We start from the raw sequence: 18,026 nt of genomic DNA, 5'->3' as shown, positions 1-18,026 counted from the left end.
CGTATTGAGGGCTTTGATGTACCGAAACAGGGCGGCTTTTTGGGAAAGGTCCTTCGTTCAATGCTCTGGAGTTGATAGCCGGTTTGAATCACAAGGTGCCGGTTTACGGTCAGGCAATGCCTGGGCAATCCTGCTTCCAGGTATGTGAGGTATCTACCCGAGGGTATTCGGAAGTTGCTTTAGTGTTTGATCATAAAAGCGGTCTGAACCGATTCAATCGAAATCCAGACCGCTTTACCGGCTCAGCGAACCTGCACAACAACCTTCCCGACGGCCTTGCGCTGGCCAAGATCATTGATCGCTTGCGCCGCATTGCCCAGCGGATAGACCTGCGACACCAGCGGCTTCAATTTGCCTTCGGCAAACCAGCCGAACAATTGCTGGAAGTTCGCGGCATTATCCTGTGGCTGGCGCTGGGCGAAGGAGCCCCAGAACACGCCAAGCACGGCCGCGCCCTTGAGTAGCGCGAGGTTCACTGGCAGTTCGGGAATACGCCCGCTGGCGAAGCCGACCACCAGCAGACGGCCATTCCAGGCGATGGCGCGGATGGCCTGGTCGAACAGGTCGCCGCCCACCGGGTCGTAGATCACGTCGGCACCCTGGCCATCGGTCAGGCGCTTGATTTCGTCCTTGAGGCTGGTTTCGCTGTAGTTGATCAGTTCATCGGCGCCGGCGGCCTTGGCCACGGCGAGCTTGTCCGCACTGCTGGCCGCGGCAATCACCCGGGCGCCCATGGCTTGGCCGATTTCCACCGCGGCCAGGCCGACACCACCGGAGGCACCAAGCACCAGCAGGGTTTCGCCCGGTTGCAGGTTGCCGCGCTGTTTGAGGGCGTGCATCGAGGTGCCGTAGGTCATGCTGAAGGCGGCAGCGGTGTTGAAGTCCATGGACGGCGGGATCGGCAGCACGTTGTAGCCCGGCACGGCGACCTGTTCGGCAAAGCTGCCCCAGCCGGTCAGGGCCATGACCCGGTCACCGACTTTCAGGTGGCTGACTTTTTCACCCACGGCACTGACCACGCCTGACGCTTCGCCACCCGGAGAGAACGGGAAGGGCGGCTTGAACTGGTATTTGCCCTCGATGATCAACGTGTCGGGGAAATTGACCCCGGCGGCGTGCACGTCCAGCAGGATTTCATTCTTCTTCGCGACAGGACTGGCGACGTCTTCCAGCACCAGCGATTCGGCAGGGCCGAAGGCTTTGCACAGCACGGCTTTCATCAGGGCTATTCCTTTGGGAGTGATGGCCGATAAGTGTAGGTGTGTGGGTCGATGGGTCAACGAGCATGCCCGGCCCTGATAGTCAGCCATAAGTCTTGTGCTTGTGCGACGGGTCGTTATGCTAGGCCGCAAACCGGATTAGGAGCGAATTGTGAAAGCGTGGATCATGTTGTTGCTGGCCCTGTCTCTGCCTGTGGCAGCGGTGGCCGAAGAAGCCAAAGAAGATGCAGCTCCGAAGGTCAGTTACATCACCCTGAGCCCGCCGTTCGTGGGTAACTACGGGCTGGACGGCACGCCGAAACTGAAGGTCTACAAGGCCGATGTGGCGTTGCGGGTAACCGGTGACGAGGCCGCCAAAGCGGTGAAGGCCAATGAACCTTTGATCCGCAATCAATTGGTCGCGCTGTTCGCCCAGCAGACCACCGAGACGATGAACAACGTCGAGGCCAAGGAAAAGCTGCGTCAGGAGGCTCTGAAGCAGACCCAGCAGATCATGAATGATGAAACCGGCAAGCCGGTGGTTGAGGATCTGTTGTTCAACAACCTGATCATCCAGTAAGTTTTCCACCGCCTGTACCGGCCTCTTCGCGGGCAAGCCCGCTCCCACAAAGATCAGCTGTGAACACAAATATTGTGAACATCAGAAGTCACTGTGGGAGCGGGCTTGCCCGCGAATGCATTCTGATAGACGCCGAAAATCTCAGGGTTTGAGTGCAATCACCGCCGCCCACTGCTGTGCCGTTACCGGCATCACCGAAAGCCGCGAACCCTTCTGCACCAGCGGCAACTCGGCCAACGCCGTCTGCTGCTTCAGATAATCCAGCTTCAGCACCCGGGAAAACGTCTCGACATGCGCGACATCGATCGCACTCCAGGCGTTTTTCTCGGGGGTGGCCTTCGGGTCGAAGTAATGGCTTTCCGGCTCCAGTGCCGTCGGGTCCGGATAGGCGGCTTCGACAATCCTGCCGATTCCGGCGATGCCCGGTTCGGGGCAGCTGGAATGATAGAAAAAGAACGCGTCCCCCACCGCCATGGCCCGCAGGAAATTGCGTGCCTGATAGTTGCGAACCCCGTCCCAGCGCGCTTTGCCGAGCTTTTCCAGTCCTTTGATCGAGAGTTCGTCTGGCTCGGATTTCATCAGCCAATAGGCCATGTCTTTTGCTCCTTGCGGGGTGATTGAGCAGCTTGTCGGCAATTTTATGACAAACCGACAGTCGGTTGACGCCAGCATTTGCGCAGCGGTTCACGTTGTCGCAAAATGCCGGCCTTTCAAGCTTGACGCGGCTGCACGGCCTGTAAACGGAAACCGCTGCTGTCATCGTGTTGATATGCCTTTGGGGGGCAATCGATGAAACGCAAACCGGATTTACTATGGATTTTGGTCATTTTGTTTGGCCTTGGTGTCGTGACCACTGGCTATGCCCAAAGCCTGTGGGCCAACAAGACCGATGCACCGGTCGAGCTCGCCCAATTGCAGCAACAGTCGACAGCCTTCAAGCGCTGATCCTGTTGCCATGGCACCACTGATCGAAGTGGTGCCTAGCCTGCGTAATACCAGGCCTTGTCTGTCACCGTTCCTTGCAGCGGCACATCCCAGCTCGCCTGAGCCAATCGCTCGACCTTCTGGCATTCGTGGGCAAGCCCTAACAGCGTAGGCTTGCGCCAGTCTTGTCGTCGCGCCAGGTAGGCCAGGCTCCGATCGTAGAAGCCACCCCCCATCCCCAGGCGTCCGCCGACATCGTCAAATCCCACCAACGGCAACAACACCAGGTCCAGTGCCCAGATCCTGCGCTGCCGGGCGAGGTTGGCCCGTGGTTCGAGGATGCGGAAGCGGTTGGGTTTGAGTTTCTCCCCAGGCCGGATGCGCTGGAACACCATTTTGGTTCGCGGCCAGGCGCTCAGCACCGGCAGGTAGGTGGCCTTGCCCCGGCGCTGTGCGGCACGCAGCAACAGGCGCGGATCAATTTCACCGTCGGTCGGCAGATAGAGCGAGATGTGTCTGGCGCGGCGGAACAGCGGTTGCTGGGCCAGTTGCTTGTACAACCCGCGAGCGGCCTGGCGCTGCTGGCTCGGTGTCAGTGCACGGCGGGCGTTGCGCAGCATGCGTCGAAGTTGCGGGCGGGGAAGCAGCGCAGGTTCGGTCATGGATTCGGACTTCGGCAGGACGGATACGCAAAGCGTACCCGTAAAAACGCCGATGCCGGTATTTAAACCGGCATCGGACTGGAATCAGGCTCCCCGAATGTGTCGCTGTCGACTTAGCCCTTGAACCCGAAAGTTCAAGGTGGAAGATGCAGTAGGCTTTAAGGCTTTCCGTCTAGCGGACATGCACACCAGCCCAACGTGCAACCTCCAGGGTATAGCAAATCGGCTCAGGGACATCGCCAACTGGCAAACACCCCAGGGAGTGATTCGAGTATACCTCAAGCCGTCGCGCGAATCAGCCTTTGGTGACGTCCGGATCGGTGGCGAGCACCAGATCGACGCGATCGAGCAGGTCGCGCACCTGCTCACGGGTCGAGCCGCTGACCTGTACGTCCGGGCGATCTTCCTTGTGCAGCAGATCGTGGGTGATGTTCAGCGCGGCCATCACGGCGATACGGTCGGCGCCGATGACTTTGCCGCTGCTGCGGATCTCGCGCATCTTGCCGTCCAGATAACGGGCGGCGCTGATCAGGTTGCTGCGCTCTTCCTGAGGGCAGATGATCGAATATTCTTTGTCGAGGATCTGCACGGTGACGCTATTGCTTGAACTCATGAGTCTTGCTCCAGGGCCTTGAGGCGCGAAATCATCGATTCGACCTTACGCCGGGCGATTTCGTTTTTTTCAATGAGGTGCGCGCGTTCCTCGCGCCAGGTCTTTTCCTGAGCTAGTAAGAGTCCGTTTTGACTCTTAAGTTGCTCGACTCGGGTAATCAGCAGTTCGAGTCTGGCCATCAGCGCTTGCAGGTCGGTGTCTTCCATTGTCTTCACTGTCTGATGGGTGTCGGACTGTAGGAGCGAGCTTGCTCGCGATGAACCCGAGAGCGCCGCGGGGTATCAGGTACCCAGCGTTATCGTTGGCGACCATCGCGAGCAAGCTCGCTCCTACGGGGCAGTCGATGTAGGATACAAGGCCTTCATTCTAGACATAGCGCCGTCTGGCGCCTAGCTGCCCATGACCATTCAGAATTCTCCGTACCAAGCCTTCGCCACCCTGCTGACTTCCAGCGGTCACAACGTCTCGCCTGCCGAACTGCACGGCCTGTTGCTTGGCCGCAGCTGCGCCGGTGCCGGTTTCGATGCCGAAGGCTGGCTGATCGACGCCGCCGAACTGCTCGAAAGCGAGCCGCAGGACAATGTTCGCAGCGCCCTGATCGGCCTGCAGGAAATGGTCAAGGGTGAGCTCACCGGCGATGACGTGACCGTCGTGCTGCTGCTGCCGACCGACGATGCTCCGCTCACCGAGCGTGCCGCCGCACTGGGCCAGTGGTGCCAGGGTTTCCTCAGCGGCTTTGGCCTGAACTGCCGTGATAGCAGCATGCTGAGCACCGAGGCCACCGAAGTTTTGCAGGACCTGGCAGCCATTTCCCAGGTGCAAGACGCCCTGGAAGAGTCCGAAGACGGCGAAACCGACTATATGGAAGTCATGGAGTACCTGCGCGTCGCGCCGTTGCTGCTGTTCTCCGAGACCAAAAAAGACGTGCCAGCCGCCAAACCGTCGCTGCACTAATCGTTTGCCAGGGAACGCCATCTGCCCATGATCCACATCCCGAAATCGGAATACAGCCGTCGCCGCAAGGCCCTGATGGCGCAGATGGAACCCAACAGCATTGCCATCCTGCCCGCCGCCGCGGTGGCCATTCGTAACCGCGACGTCGAGCACGTTTACCGCCAGGACAGCGACTTCCAGTACCTCAGCGGCTTTCCCGAACCCCAGGCCGTACTGGTGTTGATGCCGGGGCGTGTGCATGGCGAATACATTCTGTTCTGCCGTGAGCGCAACGCCGAGCGCGAGCTGTGGGATGGCCTGCGCGCCGGGCAGGAAGGCGCGATTCGCGATTTCGGCGCCGACGACGCCTTTCCGATCACGGATATCGACGACATCCTGCCGGGCCTGATCGAAGGCCGTGACCGGGTGTATTCCGCCATGGGCAGCAACCCCGAATTCGACCGCCACCTGATGGAGTGGATCAATGTGATCCGTTCCAAGGCCAACCTCGGTGCCCAGCCGCCTAACGAATTCGTTGCCCTGGATCATCTGCTGCACGACATGCGCCTGTATAAATCGGCGGCAGAAGTGAAAGTGATGCGTGAGGCGGCGCGGATTTCCGCCCAGGCGCATGTGCGGGCAATGCAGGCCTGTCGCGCCGGGTTGCACGAATTCAGCCTCGAAGCCGAGCTCGATTACGAGTTCCGCAAGGGCGGGGCGAAGATGCCGGCCTACGGGTCGATCGTCGCGGCGGGGCGCAACAGCTGCATCCTGCATTACCAGCAGAATGACGCGCTGCTCAAGGACGGTGATCTGGTGCTGATCGATGCCGGTTGCGAGATCGACTGTTACGCCAGCGACATCACCCGGACCTTTCCGGTCAGTGGCAAGTATTCCGCGGAACAGAAAGCGATTTACGAATTGGTGCTGGCCTCCCAGGAGGCCGCCTTTGCCGAAATCGCCCCGAACAAACACTGGAATCAGGCGCACGAGGCCACGGTCCGGGTCATCACGGCCGGGCTGGTCAAGCTGGGGTTGCTGCGGGGCGACGTCGACGAACTGATCGCCAGCGAAGCCTACAAGGCCTTTTACATGCACCGCGCCGGCCATTGGCTGGGCATGGATGTGCATGACGTCGGCGAATACAAGGTCGGCGGCGAGTGGCGCGTGCTGGAGGTCGGCATGGCGCTGACCGTGGAGCCGGGGATCTATATCGCCCCGGACAACCTCAACGTGGCGAAGAAATGGCGCGGCATTGGCGTGCGCATCGAGGACGACGTAGTGGTCACCAAAACCGGCTGTGAAATATTGACGGGCGGCGTGCCGAAAACCGTCATCGAGATCGAGGCCCTGATGGCCGCCGCGCGGACGCAAGCGGCATGAGTCGAGTCAACCTGGCAATCATCGGTGGCGGGCTGGTCGGCGCAAGCCTGGCACTTGCGCTGCAGGCCGGCGCCAAGGCCCGGGGCTGGAAGATCGTGCTGATCGAGCCGTTCGCCCCTGGCGATACGTATCAACCGAGTTACGACGCCCGTTCTTCGGCGTTGTCCTTTGGCTCGCGGCAAATCTATCAACGGTTGGGCATCTGGCAGGAAGTCTCCCGCCGCGCCGAACCAATCAAGCAGATTCATGTGTCCGACCGTGGGCGTTTCTCCACCGCCCGGTTGTCGGCGATGGAAGAGGGCGTTCCAGCGCTGGGTTATGTCGTTGAAAACGCCTGGCTCGGCCAATGCCTGTGGCAAGGCCTGGACAAGGAGGTGATCAGTTGGCGTTGTCCGGCGGAGGTCACCCGCATGGAGCCGCTGACCGATGGCTATCGCCTGACCCTCAACGATGAAACCATCCTGGAATGCGACCTCTCGGTGCTCGCCGATGGTGGCCGCTCCGGCCTGCGCGAGCAATTGGGGATCGGCATCCGCAAGCGTCCGTACAACCAGAGCGCGCTGATTGCCAACATCACCCCGAGTGAAGCCCACAACGGCATGGCCTTCGAGCGTTTCACCGACGAAGGCCCGATGGCGTTGCTGCCGCTGCCGGAAAACCGTTGCGCACTGGTCTGGACCCGCCTGGGCATGGACGCGCAACGCCTGGCGGCACTCGACGAGCGCAGCTTCCTCAGCGAGTTGCAGGGGGTGTTCGGTTATCGCCTTGGCACATTGAAACAGGTCGGTGCGCGGCATCTGTATCCGCTGACACTGGTCGAGGCCGAAGAACAGGTGCGTCCGCATCTGGCGGTGCTCGGCAACGCGGCGCACAGTCTGCATCCGATTGCCGGCCAAGGGTTCAACCTGTCCTTGCGCGACGCCCAGGCCCTGGCCGATGCCTTGCTCGCCAGCGAAAAACCCTTGGGCGACTTTGCCACGTTGCAAGCCTATCGCGAACACCAGCGTCTCGATCAGGACCTCACCGTGGGCTTCTCCGATCAGGTCACGCGCCTGTTCGGCAGCACCCAGCCGCTGGTGTCCCTGGGGCGCAACATCGGCTTGCTCGGCCTCGATCTGCTGCCACCGGCCAAACGCTGGTTTGCCCGACAGGCGATGGGGCTGGGTACCCGTCCAGATGCGTGACTGGCTGATCCGCCGTTTTGCCAAGGCACGACCGATAAAAATACCTGCCGCAATTGCAGGTCGACATTCATGACGGCGCCGGCCACCTGGTGGCGCGGGTCGGGAAAACCCTTTACATGCGGCTCAAGCCGCAAGAGAGACAGGCTTAAAGCATGGAAATGCGCGCAGATCTGCTGATTGTCGGGGCCGGAATGGTCGGCAGCGCCCTGGCGCTGGCGTTGCAGGGCAGCGGGCTGGAAGTCCTGCTGCTGGACGGCAGCCCCATGAGTGTCAAACCCTTCAACACTCAGGCCGCGTTTGAACCGCGGGTGAGCGCCTTGTCGGCCGCCAGCCAGCGGATTCTCGAGCGCCTTGGCGTCTGGGATGGCATTGCCGGGCGGCGCAGCAGCCCCTACACCGACATGCAGGTCTGGGATGGCAGCGGCACCGGGCAAATCCACTTCTCGGCGGCCAGTGTGCATGCCGAGGTGTTGGGGCATATCGTCGAGAACCGCGTGGTCCAGGATGCCTTGCTTGACCGCCTGCACGACTGTGACCTGGGGTTGCTGGCCAATGCACGTTTGGAACAGATGCGCCGCTCCGGCGATGACTGGCTGCTGACCCTGGCCGATGGCCGCACCTTGCGCGCACCGCTGGTGATCGCGGCGGATGGCGCCAACTCGGCGGTGCGGCGCCTGACCGGGGTCGCGACCCGCGAATGGGATTATCTGCACCATGCCATCGTCACCAGCGTGCGTTGCGCCAAACCGCATCAAATGACGGCCTGGCAGCGCTTCACCGACACCGGCCCGTTGGCGTTTCTGCCCCTTGAGCGCGACGGCCAACAGAATTGGTGTTCGATCGTCTGGTCGACCACGCCCGGCGAAGCCGAACGTCTGATGACGATGGATGAACAAGGCTTCTGCAAGGCGCTGGAGCGGGCCTTTGAAGGTCGGCTCGGCGATGTACTGGGCGCCGACCCGCGCCTGTGTGTGCCCCTGCGCCAGCGCCACGCCAAGCGTTACGTGGCTGAAGGCCTGGCGTTGATCGGCGACGCGGCCCACACCATTCACCCGTTGGCCGGGCAGGGTGTGAATCTCGGATTCCTCGATGCCGCCGTGCTGGCCGAAGTGTTGCTGCAGGCGGCAACCCGTGGCGAACGCCTGGCGGATGTGAAAGTCCTCAGCCGTTACGAGCGTCGGCGCATGCCTCACAACCTGGCGCTGATGGCGGCGATGGAAGGCTTCGAGCGCTTGTTCCAGGCCGATCCGTTGCCGGTGCGCTGGTTGCGCAATACCGGGTTGAAGATGGTTGAGAAAATGCCCGAGGCCAAGGCCTTGTTCGTGCGTGAAGCGCTGGGGTTGACCGGGGATTTGCCAGCACTGGCCAAGCCCTGAGGTTTGCGTTGAGCCTACTGGCCCCTTCGCGGGCAAGCCCGCTCCCACAGTAGCTTCGGTGTTAATGCATTTTGGGTGAACACTGAAGATCCCTGTGGGAGCGGGCTTGCCCGCGAAGGCGTCAGTACAAGCACCACAACTTCCAAGCGGCGCAACATCTGGTAACTCCTCCGCAAGCGGGTTCGATTGAGAAGCTAAATGTGAGTCCTTATCATTTGGCCTCATTTTTCAATCGAGAGACCGCTCCCATGTTGGCACCGAAGCGTCTACTGACTGCACTGGCCTTGACCCTGATCGGTAGCACCGCCGCCCAGGCCGCTGACGAGGTGGTGGTCTACTCCTCGCGAATCGACGAGCTGATCAAGCCGGTATTCGATGCCTACACCGCCAAGACCGGTGTGAAGGTGAAGTTCATCACCGACAAGGAAGCGCCCCTGATGCAGCGGCTCAAGGCCGAGGGCGCGAATACGCCGGCCGACCTGCTGCTCACCGTCGATGCCGGCAACCTCTGGCAAGCCGAGCAGATGGGCATCCTCCAGCCATTCACCTCGAAAACCATCGACGCCAACATTCCGCTGCAATACCGGGCAGCCTCCCATGCCTGGACCGGCCTGAGCCTGCGGGCGCGGACCATCGCCTACTCGACGGATCGGGTGAAGCCGGGTGAGTTGACCACCTACGAAGCGCTGGCCGACAAGCAATGGGAAGGCCGCCTGTGCCTGCGCACGGCGAAGAAGGTCTATAACCAGTCCCTGACCGCGACCATGATCGAAGTGCACGGTGCCGGGAAGACCGAGGAAATCCTCAAGGGCTGGGTCAAGAACCTGTCCACTGACGTGTTCTCCGACGACACCGCAGTGCTGGAAGCGATCAATGCCGGCCAGTGCGATGTCGGTATCGTCAACACCTACTACTACGGCCGCTTGCACAAGCAGAAGCCAGACCTGCCGGTGAAGCTGTTCTGGCCGAACCAGGCTGACCGTGGCGTACACGTGAACCTGTCGGGTATCGGCCTGACACAACACGCGCCGCACCCGGAAGCGGCCAAGGCCCTGGTGGAGTGGATGACTACGCCTGAAGCGCAGAAAATCTTTGCCGACGTGAACCAGGAATTCCCGGCGAACCCTGCCGTTCATCCATCCGAAGAAGTGGCGGCCTGGGGCAAGTTCATTGCCGATACCTTGCCGGTGGAAGTGGCGGGCAAGCGCCAGGCTGAAGCGATTCGCATGATGGACAAGGCTGGCTGGAACTGAGTCAGCCGTTATGCTGCGCCCCGCCTATGCGGGGCGTTTGTTTTTGCGCTACGCGCCTCTGACGCTGTAGGAGCGAGCTCGCTCGCGATGAACGTCAGGGCACCTCGGACCGTCAGGCATCCCGCGTTATCGTTGACGTTTTTCGTCGGAACGCCGCCCGGAGCAAGCTTGCTCCTACAGTGTCGATCTCACCCATTAGATAGTAGAGAACCAAGCCTGTGGCCCACCCCGCCCAACGCCGCTGGTATCCAGTCGTCTTCGCCATCGCTGCGCTGGTCCTGTTGCCCCTGAGCGTCCTGCTGCTTTCCTGGCAAACCATTGACGTTCAAATCTGGTCCCACCTGTGGGACACGCAGATGCCGCGCCTGCTGGGCAACACGCTGACGCTGGTGCTCGGTGTCGGTGCGGGTGTCACTCTGCTGGGCGTCAGCCTCGCCTGGCTGACCAGCCTCTGTGAATTCCCCGGCAGGCGCTGGCTGGACTGGGCATTGATGCTGCCCTTTGCGATTCCCGCCTATGTGCTTGCGTTCGTGTTTGTCGGCCTGCTGGATTTCGCCGGCCCCGTGCAAACCCTGCTGCGCGAGTGGTTCGGCAGTGGTCTGCGGCTGCCGCGCGTGCGCTCCACGGGCGGTGTAATTGTGGTGCTGGTGCTGGTTTTCTATCCCTATGTCTATCTGCTGGCCCGCACGGCTTTCCTCGCCCAGGGCAAAGGCCTGATGGAAGCCGCGCGGGTCCTTGGCCAATCGCCCTGGCACGCATTCTGGCGGGTGGCATTGCCCATGGCGCGGCCGGCCATCGGTGCGGGCGTGGCATTGGCGCTGATGGAAACCCTGGCGGATTTCGGCGCAGTGTCGGTGTTCAACTTCGATACCTTCACCACGGCCATCTACAAGACCTGGTACGGTTTTTTCAGCCTGTCTTCCGCCGCGCAACTGGCCAGCCTGTTGCTGCTGGTGGTGATGCTGGTGCTGTACGGAGAACGGCGTGCTCGCGGGGCCAACCGGGCGAGCAACGAGCGACCACGGGTCAAGGCGCTGTATCACCTGCGAGGCGTCAAAGCGCTGGCAGCCATGACCTGGTGCGGGCTGGTATTTGCCTGCGCCTTTGTCATTCCAATGCTGCAACTGATGGTGTGGTTCTGGCAGCGCGGGCGCTTCGATCTCGACGAGCGCTACGCCGGGTTGATCGTCCATACCTTGTACCTTGGGGTGATGGCGGCGTTGATCACCGTCAGCGTCGCCCTGTTACTGGCGTTTGCCCGACGATTGGCGCCCACCCGGGTCATTCGTTCCGGGGTCAGTCTGGCTAATCTGGGTTACGCGTTGCCGGGTTCGGTGCTGGCGGTGTCGATCATGCTGGCGTTCAGTTACCTGGATCGCGAGCTGGTGATCCCGCTCTCGAGCTGGCTCGGTGGCGCGGGCAAGCCGCTGCTGCTGGGCAGTCTGTCAGCGTTACTACTGGCCTATCTGGTGCGCTTCATTGCGGTGGCCTACGGGCCACTGGAAAGCAGCCTGGCGCGTATACGGCCATCTTTGCCCGAAGCGGCACGTAGCCTTGGCGTCAGTGGACCGCGACTGTTTTTCAAAGTGTATCTACCGTTGTTGTTGCCCGGCACCTTGAGCGCCGGGCTGCTGGTGTTCGTCGACGTGCTCAAGGAAATGCCCGCGACCCTGCTGATGCGCCCGTTTGGCTGGGACACGCTGGCGGTGCGGATCTTTGAAATGACCAGCGAAGGAGAATGGGCGAGGGCGTCTTTGCCGGCATTGACGCTGGTGCTGGTCGGGCTGTTACCGGTCATCGGATTGATCCGGCGCTCAGCACATCGAAACAGCTAGGTGTCAGTCCTACACCTTGCGGCTACAATGCGCGGCATTCGGTGCGGTCCGTCTGACAGACCAGGTAGCTGAAATCGGCTAAAGGCCCTTTTTTCAAGGCATTCAGTCCGTGCAGCACTTGCCCGCACCTTCGCCACGCCCGGAAGGAGAAACCCATGGGACAGCGTACGCCTCTGTATGACCTTCATCTCGCATTCGGCGCGAAGATGGTCGATTTTGGCGGTTGGGACATGCCTCTGCATTATGGCTCGCAAGTCGAGGAACACCATCAGGTGCGCCGCGATTGCGGTGTCTTCGATGTATCCCACATGACCGTAATCGACGTCGGCGGCGCCCAGGCCAAAGCCTGGCTTCAGCATTTGCTGGCCAATGATGTCGAACGCCTGCACAGCCCCGGCCGTGCGTTGTACAGCACCATGCTCAACGAGCGGGGTGGCATCGTCGACGACATGATCGTCTATCGTCTCGATGAGGGTTATCGACTGGTGGTCAACGCCTCCACCCGCGATCAGGACATGGCCTGGATGCAAGCGCATCTCGACGGTTTCGACGTGCAACTTCGCGAACGCTCCGAGTTGGCGATGCTGGCCATTCAGGGCCCCCACGCCCGGCAAAAAATTGCCGAGCTGGTCAGCCAGTCCCGCGGCAACCTGATCCAGCTCCTCAAGCCCTTCGAAGGCCTGTCCGATGGTGACTGGTTCATCGCGCGCACCGGTTATACCGGCGAAGATGGCCTGGAAATCATTCTGCCCGCCGATCAGACGCCAGGATTTTTCAATGATCTGGTCGGCGCCGGGATTTCTCCCATCGGCCTTGGCGCACGGGATACCTTGCGGGTCGAAGCCGGCATGAACCTTTACGGTCAGGACATCCAGCAGGACATTTCACCTTTGGCCTCCAATATGGCCTGGACCATTGCCTGGGAACCTGCCACCCGGCAGTTCATCGGGCGCAAGGCGCTGGAAGCCGAGCAGGCTGCCGGTGTACAGCAAAAACTGGTCGGTCTGGTCCTTGAGGAGCGCGGTGTTTTGCGCGCTCATCAGGTGGTCCGCATCGCCGATGTTGGCGAAGGGGAGATCACCAGTGGTAGTTTCTCTCCTACGCTTAGCAAGTCGATTGCACTGGCGCGCGTGCCGATGGCAACTGCCGACCGCGCTGAAGTGGAAATCCGTGGCAAGTGGTACCCGGTACGAGTGGTCAAACCGACCTTCGTCCGTCACGGCAAAACCTTGATCTAATCTATTCCGGCGGGCACGACCGCTGACCTATTTCCTGAGGACACAGAACATGAGCAATATCCCCGCCGACCTGCGTTTTGCCGAAAGTCACGAATGGGCACGTCTGGAAGCCGACGGCACCGTCACCGTGGGCATCAGTGATCACGCGCAGGAAGCGCTGGGTGATGTGGTGTTCGTCGAGCTGACTGAAGTCGGCAACGTGTTTGCCGCTGAAGATCAGGCCGGTGTCGTTGAATCGGTCAAAGCCGCTTCCGACATCTACTCCCCGATTGCCGGTGAAGTGATCGCGGTCAACGAAGACCTGAGCAGTACACCTGAGCTGCTCAACTCCGATCCGTACGGCGCCTGGATCTTCAAGCTCAAGCCAAGCAATGCTGCAGACCTGGAAAAACTGCTGGATGCCGCCGGCTACAAGGCTGCCATCGGCGAATAACGCTCGTCTTGTGAAAATCCATGTGGGAGCGAGCCTGCTCGCGAAAGCGTTGTGTCAGAAAACATTCATGCCAACTGACACTCCCGATTCGCGAGCAGGCTCGTTCCCACAGGTTTATGGGTTCAGAACGGCTTTCACGGCCGCCACCGAACGCTCGACATCTGCTTTGCTCATCGCCGTGAACATCGGCAGCGAGACAATCAGCCGACCGACCCGCTCGGCGACCGGGAACATGCCTTCCTTGAATCCGCGCTCGCGGTAAAGGCTCAACAGGTGAATCGGCGGGTAGTGATAGCCGATCCCGACACCCAATGCCTGCATCTGCTCCATGAAAGTCGCCCGCGCCGGTTTGCCATCCGTGCGCTCCGGCAGTACCAGCTGGAACAAATGCCAATTGCTCTGGGTGAAATCCGCTGGCGGCAGTTGCGCTCCGTACTGCGCTTCGAAATCCTCGCCAAAGCAGGCGAAATAGTGCCGGGCCAGGTCACGGCGATGAGCGGTGATCGCATCGATATGGGCGAACTGGCCCAGACCAATGGCCGCCGCAACGTCGGTCATATTGAACTTGCCACCCAGCACGTCGACGTCCAGGCCATCGAAGCCGTTGCGGGTAACGCCCTGCAGCCGGTATTTCTCGGCAAGTCGTACCTCTTCAGGCGTATTCAGCACCAGGCAACCGCCCTCGGAGGAGGTGACGTTCTTGTTCGCCTGGAAACTGAAGGACACGAAATCACCGGTCGAGCCAATGCGCTGACCGTTCCAGCTGGAGCCCAGTGCCTGGGCCGCATCTTCGACGATCCGCAGGCCGTGCTTTTTCGCCAGGGCGTACAGACGCGTCATGTCCACGGGCAACCCGGCGAGGTACACCGGGATGATGGCCTTGGTGCGCGGGGTAATCGCCGCTTCCAGTTGATCCAGATCGATATTGCGGGTCACCGGGTCGATGTCGGCAAACACCGGGGTGGCGCCGACCTCCAGGATGACGTTGGCGGTGGCCACCCAGGAAATCGGCGTGGTGATCACTTCATCGCCCGGCCCAACCCCGGCAATACGCAAGGCGATTTCCATAGTGCAGGTGCCGGAATTGAAGGTGCGCACCGGGCGCCCGCCAAAATACTCCGAGAGTTGCGCTTCGAAGGCCTGGACTTTCGGGCCGCTGGTGATCCAGCCCGAGCGCAATACGTCGCCGACAGCGGCAATCGTGGTTTCATCGATGGTGGGTTTGGAAAACGGCAGGAACGGCAGTTGGCTCATGAATACAGTCACCCGATCAGCGGACATTAGGTTGGCGCCGCACATGATGATCCGGATTGGTTGGCCGCGCTACGTCATCCATGCGGATATCGACTGCTATGCTGGTTTGACCGTGCTGCATCGACGCTGAGCGCCAGTCAAGAGAGAGCCCGTCATGTCCCAGTTGCCGTCCCTGAGCCAGTTACGCGACCCCAATGCCTTTCTGCGCCGCCACCTCGGGCCCGATGCCGTCGAGCAACAGGCGATGCTCGACAGCCTCGGCCTGGGCAGCCGGGTCGAATTGATCGAGCAAACCGTGCCGCCGGGCATCCGCCTCAACCAGGCGCTGGACCTGCCCCCGGCACTTGATGAAGAAGCCGCGCTGGCCAAACTTCGCGGTTATGCCGAGCAGAACCAGGTCTGGACCAGCCTGATCGGCATGGGCTATCACGGCACCCTCACACCGGCCGTCATTTTGCGTAACGTGCTGGAAAATCCCGGCTGGTACACCGCGTACACACCCTATCAGCCGGAGATCGCCCAAGGGCGGCTCGAAGCACTGCTGAACTTCCAGCAACTGACCATCGACCTGACCGGTCTTGAGCTGGCCAATGCCTCGCTGCTTGATGAGGCCACTGCCGCGGCGGAAGCCATGGCCCTGGCCAAGCGTGTCGCCAAGTCCAAAAGCAACTTGTTCTTTGTCGACGAGCACTGCCACCCGCAAACCATTTCCGTGGTGCAGACTCGCGCTGAAGGCTTCGGCTTCGAGCTGATCATCGACACTGTGGATAACTTGAAGCAGCACCAGGTGTTCGGCGCGCTGTTGCAATACCCTGACACCCACGGCGAGATCCACGACCTGCGGCCGCTGATTGATCACCTGCACGCGCAACAGGCCCTGGCCTGTGTCGCCACGGATTTGCTGAGCCTGTTGTTGCTGACTCCGCCGGGTGAACTGGGCGCCGATGTGGTGTTCGGCTCGTCCCAGCGATTTGGCGTGCCCATGGGCTACGGTGGACCCCATGCGGCATTTTTTGCCAGCCGCGATGAATACAAGCGAGCGATTCCCGGGCGGATCATCGGTGTTTCGAAAGATGCGCGGGGCAATACCGCCCTGCGCATGGCCCTGCAAACCCGCGAGCAACACATCCGCCGGGAGAAGGCCAACTCCAACATCTGCACGGCCCAGGTGCTGCTGGCCAACATCGCCAGTTTCTATGCGGTCTACCACGGCCCGGAAGGGCTCAAGCGGATCGCCCAGCGGGTTCATCGGCTGACCTGCATCCTTGCCGCCGGGCTTGAGCGCAACGGTGTTACCCGGGTCAACCGGCACTTCTTCGACACCCTGACGCTGGAGGTCGGCGGAACCCAGACCGCCATCATCGAAAGTGCCCGGGCCGCGCAGATCAACCTGCGCATTCTCGGACGCGGCCAGCTGGGCTTGAGCCTCGACGAGACCTGCGACGAAGGCACCGTGGCGAAGCTGTTCGACGTGTTTCTGGGGGCCGATCACGGGCTCAACATCGAGGACCTGGATGCCGAAGTCTTGCCTGGCGGAATTCCCGACGGGTTGGCGCGTACTTCGCCTTATCTGCGCCACCCCGTGTTCAGCACCCATCACAGTGAAACCGAGATGCTGCGTTACCTCAAACAACTGGAAAACAAGGACCTGGCGCTCAATCAATCGATGATCCCGCTGGGCTCCTGCACCATGAAGCTCAACGCCACCAGCGAGATGATCCCGATCACCTGGCCCCAGTTCGCCAACCTGCATCCGTTCGTGCCGAAAGAACAGGCTGCCGGGTATGGGTTGATGATCGAAGAACTGGAGCGCTGGTTGTGCGCGATCACCGGTTTCGATGCGATCTGCATGCAGCCCAACTCCGGTGCCCAGGGCGAATACGCGGGACTGCTGGCGATCCGCAAATACCATGAGAGCCGTCATCAGGGCGGCCGCGATATTTGCCTGATTCCTTCCTCGGCCCACGGCACCAATCCCGCGTCGGCACAAATGGCCGGGATGCGTGTGGTGATCGTCGAGTGTGACGAGGCGGGCAACGTCGACCTGGATGACCTCAAGGAAAAAGCCGCGCAGGCCGCCGACAAACTCGCCTGCCTGATGGCGACCTATCCTTCGACCCATGGCGTGTATGAGGAAGGTATCAGCGAAATCTGTGAAGTGATCCACCAGCATGGCGGTCAGGTATACATGGACGGCGCCAACCTCAACGCTCAGGTCGGGCTGGCGCGGCCGGCCGATATTGGCGCCGATGTCTCGCACATGAACCTGCACAAGACTTTCTGCATTCCCCATGGTGGCGGTGGGCCGGGCATGGGGCCGATCGGTGTTCGGGCGCATCTGGCACCGTTCGTGGCCAACCATCCGGTGGTGCCGATCGAAGGGCCGCATCCGCAAAATGGTGCCGTCAGCGCCGCGCCCTGGGGCAGCGCAAGCATTCTGCCAATCAGTTGGATGTATATCGCTATGATGGGGCCGCAACTGGCGGATGCCAGCGAAGTGGCGATCCTGGCCGCGAATTACCTGGCGCGGCATTTGTCGGGCGCGTTCCCGGTGCTGTACACCGGGCGCAACGAACGAGTGGCTCACGAATGCATCCTTGACCTGCGACCGCTCAAGGCATTGACCGGTATCACCGAAGAGGACGTCGCCAAGCGCCTGATGGATTACGGCTTCCATGCCCCGACCATGTCATTTCCAGTGCCAGGGACGCTGATGGTCGAACCGACTGAAAGTGAATCGAAGGCGGAGCTGGACCGGTTTATCGGAGCAATGCTGAGCATCCGCGCGGAAATCAACGAGGTGCAAAATGGCAACTGGCCGGCTGAAGAAAACCCGTTGAAAGGTGCGCCGCACACGTTGGCCGATATCACCGGCGTGTGGGAGAGGCCGTACAGTATCGAGCAAGCGGTCACGCCGGACGCGCACACCAAGGCTCACAAGTACTGGCCGGTGGTGAACCGGGTGGACAACGTGTACGGGGACCGGAACCTGTTTTGTGCGTGTGTGCCGGTGGATGATTACCGCTGATCTCCCAAGGCAACACATAACCCTTGTGGGAGCGAGCTTGCTCGCGATTGCGGTGTGACAGTCAATGAAGCTTTTACTGATCCACCACTATCGCGAGCAAGCTCGCTCCCACAGGGGGGCTCGGTGAACAT

At 61.2% G+C, this 18,026-nt stretch carries 17 protein-coding genes, 1 other RNA gene and 1 pseudogene; 12 read left to right on the top strand and 7 right to left on the bottom strand.

Annotated elements, in window-relative coordinates; all coding sequences use genetic code 11:
- Positions 1–242 precede the first annotated feature (242 nt).
- A complete protein-coding gene (locus RS887_RS24525; protein ID WP_322617425.1) occupies positions 243–1,220 on the bottom strand; it encodes an NADPH:quinone oxidoreductase family protein in 978 nt (325 codons plus the stop codon).
- 151 nt (positions 1,221–1,371) lie between these two features.
- Between RS887_RS24525 and RS887_RS24520 the strand changes: the two genes are divergently transcribed.
- On the top strand, positions 1,372–1,779 hold the full coding sequence (locus tag RS887_RS24520; RefSeq protein WP_111282887.1) for a flagellar basal body-associated protein FliL: 408 nt from the start codon (positions 1,372–1,374) through the stop codon (positions 1,777–1,779).
- Positions 1,780–1,920: 141 nt separating this feature from the next.
- Here the strand turns inward: RS887_RS24520 and RS887_RS24515 are convergent, their stop codons facing one another.
- Complete coding sequence (locus RS887_RS24515) at positions 1,921–2,373, bottom strand: EVE domain-containing protein (RefSeq protein ID WP_322617424.1); 453 nt, start codon at positions 2,371–2,373, stop codon at positions 1,921–1,923.
- Between the two features lie 195 nt (positions 2,374–2,568).
- Between RS887_RS24515 and RS887_RS24510 the strand changes: the two genes are divergently transcribed.
- A complete protein-coding gene (locus RS887_RS24510; RefSeq protein ID WP_007982896.1) occupies positions 2,569–2,724 on the top strand; it encodes a hypothetical protein in 156 nt (51 codons plus the stop codon).
- Between the two features lie 35 nt (positions 2,725–2,759).
- On the opposite strand, the gene RS887_RS24505 is transcribed toward RS887_RS24510, so the two are convergent.
- The 4 genes from RS887_RS24505 to RS887_RS24490 form a co-directional block, all read right to left on the bottom strand.
- Entirely contained in the window at positions 2,760–3,365 is a 606-nt protein-coding gene (locus tag RS887_RS24505) for a 5-formyltetrahydrofolate cyclo-ligase (RefSeq protein WP_008015434.1), read from the bottom strand.
- Between the two features lie 86 nt (positions 3,366–3,451).
- Positions 3,452–3,630: non-coding RNA, 6S RNA (gene ssrS, locus RS887_RS24500), on the bottom strand.
- Between the two features lie 30 nt (positions 3,631–3,660).
- Positions 3,661–3,978: a cell division protein ZapA gene (locus RS887_RS24495; RefSeq protein WP_015097304.1), complete on the bottom strand. Its 318-nt coding sequence runs from the start codon at positions 3,976–3,978 to the stop codon at positions 3,661–3,663.
- A complete protein-coding gene (locus tag RS887_RS24490) occupies positions 3,975–4,184 on the bottom strand; it encodes a TIGR02449 family protein (RefSeq protein ID WP_007982902.1) in 210 nt (69 codons plus the stop codon). The genes RS887_RS24495 and RS887_RS24490 overlap by 4 nt, the downstream gene beginning before the upstream one ends.
- A gap of 193 nt (positions 4,185–4,377) precedes the next feature.
- On the opposite strand from RS887_RS24490, the gene RS887_RS24485 reads away from it, so the two are divergent.
- The 9 genes and pseudogenes from RS887_RS24485 to gcvH all read left to right on the top strand — a co-directional run bounded on the left by RS887_RS24485 (position 4,378) and on the right by gcvH (position 13,613).
- Positions 4,378–4,932 carry a YecA family protein gene (locus tag RS887_RS24485; protein ID WP_322617423.1) on the top strand — a complete coding sequence of 185 codons (555 nt, stop codon included), beginning with the start codon at positions 4,378–4,380 and terminating at the stop codon, positions 4,930–4,932.
- A 27-nt stretch (positions 4,933–4,959) separates the two neighbouring features.
- Positions 4,960–6,294 carry a Xaa-Pro aminopeptidase gene (pepP, locus tag RS887_RS24480; protein WP_322617422.1) on the top strand — a complete coding sequence of 445 codons (1,335 nt, stop codon included), beginning with the start codon at positions 4,960–4,962 and terminating at the stop codon, positions 6,292–6,294.
- A complete protein-coding gene (ubiH, locus tag RS887_RS24475) occupies positions 6,291–7,478 on the top strand; it encodes a 2-octaprenyl-6-methoxyphenyl hydroxylase (protein ID WP_322617421.1) in 1,188 nt (395 codons plus the stop codon). Before pepP ends, ubiH begins: the two co-directional genes overlap by 4 nt.
- A gap of 38 nt (positions 7,479–7,516) precedes the next feature.
- Positions 7,517–7,627 (top strand): annotated as a pseudogene (locus RS887_RS24470) (tetrameric acyl-CoA thioesterase); the annotation flags it as partial.
- Between the two features lie 9 nt (positions 7,628–7,636).
- Positions 7,637–8,854, top strand: coding sequence for a 2-octaprenyl-3-methyl-6-methoxy-1,4-benzoquinol hydroxylase (locus tag RS887_RS24465; protein ID WP_322617611.1), 1,218 nt, complete (start codon positions 7,637–7,639; stop codon positions 8,852–8,854).
- Between the two features lie 248 nt (positions 8,855–9,102).
- Positions 9,103–10,107, top strand: a complete 1,005-nt coding sequence (locus RS887_RS24460; protein WP_111282879.1) for an extracellular solute-binding protein — start codon at positions 9,103–9,105, stop codon at positions 10,105–10,107.
- 218 nt (positions 10,108–10,325) lie between these two features.
- Complete coding sequence (locus tag RS887_RS24455; protein WP_322617420.1) at positions 10,326–11,942, top strand: iron ABC transporter permease; 1,617 nt, start codon at positions 10,326–10,328, stop codon at positions 11,940–11,942.
- A gap of 155 nt (positions 11,943–12,097) precedes the next feature.
- The gene (gene gcvT, locus RS887_RS24450; RefSeq protein WP_322617419.1) at positions 12,098–13,180 is read left to right on the top strand and encodes a glycine cleavage system aminomethyltransferase GcvT; all 1,083 of its coding nucleotides are present in this window, start codon (positions 12,098–12,100) and stop codon (positions 13,178–13,180) included.
- A 49-nt stretch (positions 13,181–13,229) separates the two neighbouring features.
- Positions 13,230–13,613 (top strand): glycine cleavage system protein GcvH, encoded by a 384-nt coding sequence (gene gcvH / locus RS887_RS24445; protein WP_322617418.1) that lies wholly within the window; start codon positions 13,230–13,232, stop codon positions 13,611–13,613.
- 114 nt (positions 13,614–13,727) lie between these two features.
- Here the strand turns inward: gcvH and RS887_RS24440 are convergent, their stop codons facing one another.
- Positions 13,728–14,867: a DegT/DnrJ/EryC1/StrS aminotransferase family protein gene (locus RS887_RS24440; RefSeq protein ID WP_322617417.1), complete on the bottom strand. Its 1,140-nt coding sequence runs from the start codon at positions 14,865–14,867 to the stop codon at positions 13,728–13,730.
- A gap of 154 nt (positions 14,868–15,021) precedes the next feature.
- Here RS887_RS24440 and gcvP point away from each other — a divergent pair, with 154 nt between their 5' ends.
- Entirely contained in the window at positions 15,022–17,895 is a 2,874-nt protein-coding gene (gene gcvP / locus RS887_RS24435) for an aminomethyl-transferring glycine dehydrogenase (RefSeq protein WP_322617416.1), read from the top strand.
- The last annotated feature ends 131 nt before the right edge of the window (positions 17,896–18,026 follow it).

Source organism: Pseudomonas sp. BIC9C (assembly GCF_034541995.1).
GTDB lineage: Bacteria > Pseudomonadota > Gammaproteobacteria > Pseudomonadales > Pseudomonadaceae > Aquipseudomonas > Aquipseudomonas fluorescens_CC.
This window is presented reverse-complemented; position numbering and strand designations above follow the sequence as displayed.

Coding starts and splice junctions, on each gene's coding strand:
- RS887_RS24525 (WP_322617425.1), bottom strand. CDS start 1,220: ATGAAAGCCGTGCTGTGCAAAGCCTTCGGCCCTGCCGAATCGCTGGTG.
- RS887_RS24510 (WP_007982896.1), top strand. CDS start 2,569: ATGAAACGCAAACCGGATTTACTATGGATTTTGGTCATTTTGTTTGGC.
- gcvP (WP_322617416.1), top strand. CDS start 15,022: ATGTCCCAGTTGCCGTCCCTGAGCCAGTTACGCGACCCCAATGCCTTT.
- RS887_RS24495 (WP_015097304.1), bottom strand. CDS start 3,978: ATGAGTTCAAGCAATAGCGTCACCGTGCAGATCCTCGACAAAGAATAT.
- RS887_RS24515 (WP_322617424.1), bottom strand. CDS start 2,373: ATGGCCTATTGGCTGATGAAATCCGAGCCAGACGAACTCTCGATCAAA.
- ubiH (WP_322617421.1), top strand. CDS start 6,291: ATGAGTCGAGTCAACCTGGCAATCATCGGTGGCGGGCTGGTCGGCGCA.
- RS887_RS24490 (WP_007982902.1), bottom strand. CDS start 4,184: ATGGAAGACACCGACCTGCAAGCGCTGATGGCCAGACTCGAACTGCTG.
- RS887_RS24465 (WP_322617611.1), top strand. CDS start 7,637: ATGCGCGCAGATCTGCTGATTGTCGGGGCCGGAATGGTCGGCAGCGCC.
- RS887_RS24440 (WP_322617417.1), bottom strand. CDS start 14,867: ATGAGCCAACTGCCGTTCCTGCCGTTTTCCAAACCCACCATCGATGAA.
- pepP (WP_322617422.1), top strand. CDS start 4,960: ATGATCCACATCCCGAAATCGGAATACAGCCGTCGCCGCAAGGCCCTG.
- gcvH (WP_322617418.1), top strand. CDS start 13,230: ATGAGCAATATCCCCGCCGACCTGCGTTTTGCCGAAAGTCACGAATGG.
- RS887_RS24505 (WP_008015434.1), bottom strand. CDS start 3,365: ATGACCGAACCTGCGCTGCTTCCCCGCCCGCAACTTCGACGCATGCTG.
- gcvT (WP_322617419.1), top strand. CDS start 12,098: ATGGGACAGCGTACGCCTCTGTATGACCTTCATCTCGCATTCGGCGCG.
- RS887_RS24460 (WP_111282879.1), top strand. CDS start 9,103: ATGTTGGCACCGAAGCGTCTACTGACTGCACTGGCCTTGACCCTGATC.
- RS887_RS24485 (WP_322617423.1), top strand. CDS start 4,378: ATGACCATTCAGAATTCTCCGTACCAAGCCTTCGCCACCCTGCTGACT.